The following is a 2,970-nucleotide window of genomic DNA, read 5'->3' on the forward strand; positions in this document are numbered from 1 at the left end:
AGAACTGATAAGCTTTTAAGCCTATTAGGCTTTAACTCTAAATCTTCTGATTACAGCGTAATACAAAACGTAATCACCAATGAGTTAGAACAACGTCTATCAGCCATTGAAACTCGCCTTTTAGCCGTAGAAAATCCCAGACCAAATAATCGAAAAGAAAAGCCAAAGCCCTCACCAAAAAGTAATGTACAAATACAAGCTCCAGAACTTAAACCAGTCAATGGAGTGATCAGCCACAAAGTTTACAAAAGTGAGATGGATAGCTTTGTCATGAAAATGGTCGTGAATGGGCACAGTCTTCAAGAAATAACTGTTCAATTAAATGAATTAGGTTGGCTAACTCAACGCGATAAAGAGTGGACTCGTAATGCTGTAGGAGCAATTACTCGAAGACTAAAAGACAAGACCTTACGTTAAGCAAAGTAGATACCTATCTTGCGAGTACCTTTAAACGCATTCATAGAGTTAACGCCAAAGTGACTATACATTTAGTACCAAATACCAGCACATAGCGAATCCTGCACTACATAAAAACACCCTAAATAAGTTTATTTTGGAGTGTATAAACCAATATTTAAAATAGAAAAACAACTAACGCGCTACGCTTTGTTTACTCATTTTTGGGTGAAAATAAAAAGACGTTTCCCCCCAAAAAACGAGCCAAAGAACCAACCTTCCGGCTGCGCCGACCCCTACCCAATTTCAAGTGAAATTAAGCATAATTTTGGTCGCTTTCCGTTGAGTTTTTTCTCTTACCTTCCGGACTGCCCTGCGCTGTGTGTAAAGGCTTTCGCCCCCCATCCGAGTCACACAACACTAATCAATTATTCCTTTTCCGCTTCCCCCTATCTAGCAGCTACAACAGGGCGGGTTTATCGTGCATTCGCAAGTTTTGATTAGTGTCTTTACCTGCCACCTATCGGACTTCCCTTGGTCGGTGGCTGATGCGCGTCGCTCTGTCCAAAACATCTTGATCCAAACAGAGTGCAGGGAATACTTGAAGTCGATTCGTGAAATGTCTATCATGAAAGGACTTATCAAAGCCGGCAAGCTTGTAAGTATTTCCGAAAAAACCCGTCCTCCAAGACGGGTTTTTTCACATCTGGACATAAGGTTACGTCCAAAAAGAAAAGATCGCAATAACGACATCCCTATTATCATTTTTTATTCTCATCATTATTAAGCATGGTAAAGTAATGCAACTTCATGTTTATAAAAAGGCAATTAGTGAACGCAAATCGTCAACAAAGAACTGGCTACATATGGAACAACGATGTCTATATAAATCGAGAATACATATCTCCAGATGGGAACATTTATTGCCTAAAACATCTAGATAATAAAACTCATAATTATAAATACAAATATAGAGATGATGACGGCAATAGAAATTCCGGAAGCATCGATATTGAAGTAAGATACGATCCTCATTGCTTCACTAGAAGCCGAAGAGAAGGTGAAACAACTCCAGCTTTATCTTTTGATACGTTCAATGATGGTTCAACCTTAGATCGAGTCTTTGATATAGAACGTTACAACAATAGCCAATATTTAATTCAAGCTATTCAACATCTAAGTAACAAGTCCTGTAAAGAAAGCAGAAGACAAAAAAGTAAGGTTTTGTTTTTTAAACAAAAGAATAGGCAAAGAGCAAATTACGGAATGTACGTAATCATCAAACTAAAAAAAGATAATGGCAAATTAATAATGTTTGTTGAGACAGCTCACAATAGAACAAACGAACCACCAAAACTAGATCTCTCAGACAAAGAAGAAACCTACAGTATTATTCTTGGTCGGCTAATAAAAGAAGAATGGCCAGAACTAATAGAGCAGAAATGAAAACGCCCCAGCAAAGCTGAGGCGATCCATAAAAATCAACAGTTGCGCTTCTTCAGTGTTTCCACTTTATTCCTAACGACCGTCAGGTTTTCACCCCGTCTGGAACTGATTCTCACAGCGACATACCGGCCCTCAATTAAGAGGTGCAACTTATGCTTGGTACACTCTTATATTACTCTTAGAACCCTAAAAGTACCGTAGATGAAAGCAAAAGTGTGATACAGATCACATTTTTGTTTTCTATTAAATCCGTAAATAATAATGATGTACTGCACATCCATAAGCAAAATAACGATAAAATCCATTATTTTTATATACGCACTATCACCATTACGTTAAATAGCCCTTGAATGGTCTAAAAAACCCCATCTAACGCTCTCAGAAGCTCCAGAAGCAACTTTTCACACCTTTACCAAGCGGAAGTACCGCAAAATAACATTGAAAGTTTGCAACGCTTTGAGGGGCTTTTGTAGGGGGGTATTTGCGGTTTTCCATTTCAGATAAATCTCAACCGTTAAGCCCTGTTTTTTACGTTCAGTTTATGAATAGTGAGATCGAAAAATTAATCCCGACACTAGGCGAAAATAGTCTTTTTAATTTTTGCCTGGTGTGGGAATCGGGGTTTTAGGGGGGAAGCCCCTAAGCACTCGAAAGTATACTTTCGACAACGTGCCTATAAAAAATCGCGTTCCTAAATGCAATACGATACTTATGTATAATTTATGTAAACTTTATGTACACTTATTAGTTTTATAAACATAAATATCAGTCACTTACGATGATTTATGTACATTTTACGTACACTTTATGGATACATTGTGTAATCTTTTTAAAGCTAAGTAGCACTTATCAAAAACAAAACCTTCTCTAGGAAACAACTTTTCGTATGAACGAAATAAGTTACTATTAGAATTTCGTGTGTACGAAATAAGTCACCACGTAATCAACTGTAATACAAAACGTAATCAGGAAAAGAATGGAAAAGGTACAATGCACTTTTAGACTACCTAAAAACGTAGTCGATCTAATAGACCAACAAAGCGGTGGTACCAGAACTGATAAGCTTTTAAGCCTATTAGGCTTTAACTCTAAATCTTCTGATTACAGCGTAATACAAAACGTAATCAC

2 protein-coding genes are annotated in these 2,970 nt (G+C 37.3%); both read left to right on the forward strand.

The genetic code is table 11. The features are described from left to right. Positions 1-417, forward strand: a 417-nt coding sequence (locus ACWU4D_RS19545) for a recombinase family protein (RefSeq protein WP_456053119.1), incomplete at its 5' end; no start/stop codon positions are given. A gap of 810 nt (positions 418-1,227) precedes the next feature. Continuing rightward, positions 1,228-1,842: a hypothetical protein gene (locus tag ACWU4D_RS19550; protein WP_456053120.1), complete on the forward strand. Its 615-nt coding sequence runs from the start codon at positions 1,228-1,230 to the stop codon at positions 1,840-1,842. The last annotated feature ends 1,128 nt before the right edge of the window (positions 1,843-2,970 follow it).

The organism is Vibrio phycocola (assembly GCF_053850235.1).